Below are 3,750 nucleotides of genomic sequence, written 5' to 3' on the forward strand. Positions count from 1 at the left end.
GTTCAGGTCACACCGGCTAAACGCGGAAAAAAGCCTGACAAACTAGAAGCAGCCGATACTGACTGGCTCGATAAGACCCCTGAAGAGCGGCACCATGCCATGACATGGATGCAGCGACTTAAGCGAGTCTTCAATATTGATATTGAGGTTTGCGAGCACTGTGGAGGGCATGTCAAAGTGATTGCCAGCATTGAGGATCCGGACATAATCGAGCAGATTCTTAAACATCTCAAACAGAAGGCGGCCAAAGCCGATACTAACCATCACAACCAGCCGCCAGAGCGAGCCCCACCACTGACTCCCAGCCTGTTCGGCCCATCGCAGACTCGTTTATTTAATTGACGCTCCTAAGCTCTCAATCCATGTACTGTCAGCCTTTGCGGCAGGCCGGTGGGGCAACTGTCGGCTAAAGATCCATTCGCCAGGCACTTTTCGGTCAAATCGACCAAAATACGACCTTCTTTGGGCGCTGTGAAGCTAAATTCCGGGGCTTAGGCAATAAAAATGAGCGGCAATTTCGGGTATGCTACTTCATCCGAAGGGTGAAAAGGTGCTTTAAACGTCCTATACGCCTCAATTCGCCTTCAACGTGCCGGTAGCCGTACAAAATCGAAGCGGCAAAGGTGTGTGGCAAGTAAAAGGCGTCATGCTATTCATTTTTATCACTGACTTTTTGATAATGATGCTGAATGCTTTGCTGTCAGCTATCTATTTCTTTTAGACTACTCTATCGACAAGGCTTAGGAGACTTCTACCATGATTAAAGCATATGCAGCGTTTGAAGCAGGTGGTGAACTAAAACCATTCGAATACGATCCTGGTGATTTACCAGACGACCAAGTTGAAATTGCCGTCGAGCACTGCGGCATTTGCCACAGTGACCTAAGCATGCTCAACAACGAATGGGGAATGACCCAATACCCTTTTGTGCCCGGGCATGAGGTGATCGGCAAAGTGAACGCCATCGGTAAGCGCGTTAAGTCGATTCAAATTGGACAGACTGTCGGCTTAGGCTGGCACTCTGGCTACTGCATGAGCTGCTCGTCCTGCCATAGCGGCGACCATAACCTTTGCGCTTCAGCCCAAGGAACCATCATCGGTCATCACGGCGGATTTGCTGACAAGGTACGCGCGGAAGAAAGTAGCGTCGTTGCCTTACCCGAGGGTTTTGAAGAGCCTTCAGCCGCCCCTTTGTTTTGTGCTGGCGTGACCGTTTTCAATCCACTTGTTGAATACAACATTAAACCCATCGACACCGTTGGCGTCATTGGGATTGGTGGACTAGGCCACTTAGCCCTACAGTTTTTACGTGCCTGGGGCTGTGAAGTCTGGGCCTTTACCTCATCTGAAGCTAAAAAAGCTGAAGCCCTAGAGCTTGGTGCGCACTATACCGTTGACTCCAAAAACCCTGACGAACTCAACGCTCTGGCCGGCAAGTTTGACTTGGTCTTATCCACCGTTAATGTGAAACTCAAATGGAACCAATACGTCAATACACTCGCCCCCAAGGGCAAGCTACATTTTGTCGGTGCGACACTTGAGCCTTTAGATCTTAACGTATTTTCATTGATGGCCGGTCAACGCTCAGTGTCTAGCTCTCCTGTTGGGAGTCCGCAAGCACTGCGCAATATGTTGTCATTTGCAAAGCGACACGACATTAAACCCAAGGTTGAGCACTTCAAGTTCGACCAAGTCAATGAAGCGATAGCCAGACTTGAGAGTGGCAAGGCGCATTACCGAATTGTCTTAAGCAAATAGGAAATTAGAATGTCCAAAGTTAGTATCGATTTCCCGGATTACGCTCACTTCTCGATGTCGCAATCAGTTCGGATACAGGACGTAAATTACCGTAAGCACCTCGGCCATGACAAATTAGTCTCGATGATTCATGAAGCCAGGGCTGCTTTTTTTGAATCGATAGGTATATGTGAACTTGAAGACAGCGCTCAAGGCTACATTCTGGCAGACCTGCAAGTCATGTATATCGACGAGGCTTTTTTTGGTGATGAATTGGTATTTGATATTGCTGTCACGGAGGTGTCGAATAGAAGCTGCCAAATGCTCTACCGAGTCAGCAAAGCCACAGATGACAAAGATAAGCCAAAAATCATTACCTTGGCAAAGACCGGTGTGGTTTTCTATGACTATGAGCAAAGAAAGGCAATTTCAGTGCCGCAGAGTATTGTAGTGTTCTAATTTCTGCATCAGTTAATTTTCCAGGTAATCGACGTCTCTGCATAAGGGGTAACTCCTAAATCGAACTGAGAATTACCCCCAATTTACCCCCTAATAAAAATATGCAAGGGGTAAAGCATGACTGAATCTGACGCAATTGACCGGATATGAACGTACCTGAAAGGCGACAACCTACGCTAAGCCACTGTAAATATTGGACTTTGACAGTACTTGACTGTAATTGAATGAATCTGACTGAAATGAGTATGGTGCCCGGGGCCGGAATCGAACCGGCACGTCCCGAAGGACGACAGATTTTAAGTCTGTTGCGTCTACCAATTTCGCCACCCGGGCTTTGGGGGCTTTTACATTTAACACCAAAGGGATGCTAAATGGAGGCGCGAGCCGGAGTCGAACCGGCCTACGTGGATTTGCAATCCAGTGCATAACCGCTTTGCTATCGCGCCTTTAAACTTGTACTAAACAAGAGCTTCAAATTCTACCATAGGATTGCAGCAATCCAGTGCACTCTTGTTAATCGGGCAGAGCCCTAAGCGCTTTGCTATCGCGCCTTTAAACTTGTACTAAACAAGAGCTTCAAATTCTACCGTAGGATTGCAGCAATCCAGTGCACTCTTGTTAATCGGGCAGAGCCCTAAGCGCTTTGCTATCGCGCCTTTAAACTACACCGTAAACTATATCGATAAATCTTTATAGTCCACTAACAAAAAACCTCGGATAAATCCGAGGTTTTTTAGAATTTGGAGCGGGAAACGAGATTCGAACTCGCGACCCCAACCTTGGCAAGGTTGTGCTCTACCAGCTGAGCTATTCCCGCAGATCACTTCATATTTCATTGCAACACTCTAGTAAAAAACAACTTTTCGTTGCCTGTGTTGCTGAAGTGGCGCATATATTAACGGATTCGATTTAAGAGTCAAGCAATGTTTAAGAGAATAATTCACTTTTTTTCAGCTATCTATTTTCCGAGAAGCAGATCGATTATTTTTTATACCAAAGCAGTAATACTTACTCCGCTTCTAACTCTCTTCAGAGAATAAGTGCTCCCACGATGCTGTGAGATATTGGTACATTGACCATAGCGTAAGAATCGATGCGAAGTATATAAGGCCAATCCCAGACCAATAAAACCAGTCAGATTCAGGGCCTAGCAACAACAGCATAATGGAGCCCATCTGGCACATAGTTTTTAGCTTACCGATGAACGACACCGCAACATTATCACGTTTGCCCTGCTCTGCCATCCACTCTCGCAAGGCTGAAACGACAATTTCACGCCCAATAATAATCATCGCTGGAATCGTCACCCAGACAGAGTAATAGCTTTCGATTATCACCGCCAAGGACATTGCCACCATCAGTTTATCTGCGACTGGATCAAGAAAAGCACCAAAGGGTGTAGTCTGGTTCCACTTTCTTGCCAGGTAGCCATCAAGATAATCCGTACAACCTGCAATAAAAAATAACGCTGCAGCTAAGATGGCACTCGATTCTATCGGCAAGTAATACGCTACGACAAAAACCGGAATAAGAACAATTCTGGAAACGGTAAGG

3 protein-coding genes, 3 tRNA genes and 1 pseudogene are annotated in these 3,750 nt (G+C 46.4%); 3 read left to right on the top strand and 4 right to left on the bottom strand.

The annotated features are described in order from the left end of the window. The 3 genes and pseudogenes from A3757_RS15745 to A3757_RS15755 form a co-directional block, all read left to right on the top strand. A pseudogene (locus A3757_RS15745) lies at positions 1-342 on the top strand (IS91 family transposase); the annotation flags it as partial. A 414-nt stretch (positions 343-756) separates the two neighbouring features. Further along, entirely contained in the window at positions 757-1,758 is a 1,002-nt protein-coding gene (locus A3757_RS15750; RefSeq protein ID WP_068515794.1) for an NAD(P)-dependent alcohol dehydrogenase, read from the top strand. Positions 1,759-1,767: 9 nt separating this feature from the next. Further along, the gene (locus tag A3757_RS15755; RefSeq protein ID WP_068514211.1) at positions 1,768-2,196 is read left to right on the top strand and encodes a thioesterase family protein; all 429 of its coding nucleotides are present in this window, start codon (positions 1,768-1,770) and stop codon (positions 2,194-2,196) included. 246 nt (positions 2,197-2,442) lie between these two features. On the opposite strand, the gene A3757_RS15760 is transcribed toward A3757_RS15755, so the two are convergent. The 4 genes from A3757_RS15760 to pgsA all read right to left on the bottom strand — a co-directional run. Continuing rightward, positions 2,443-2,529: transfer RNA gene (locus tag A3757_RS15760), tRNA-Leu, on the bottom strand. A gap of 39 nt (positions 2,530-2,568) precedes the next feature. Continuing rightward, positions 2,569-2,642 (bottom strand) — tRNA-Cys (locus A3757_RS15765). 295 nt (positions 2,643-2,937) lie between these two features. Then, positions 2,938-3,013 (bottom strand) — tRNA-Gly (locus A3757_RS15770). Positions 3,014-3,215: 202 nt separating this feature from the next. Further along, positions 3,216-3,750: CDP-diacylglycerol--glycerol-3-phosphate 3-phosphatidyltransferase (gene pgsA / locus A3757_RS15775; RefSeq protein ID WP_068739901.1), on the bottom strand; the 535-nt coding region annotated here is incomplete at its 5' end.

The sequence above is a fragment of the Oleiphilus sp. HI0117 genome, from assembly GCF_001635235.1.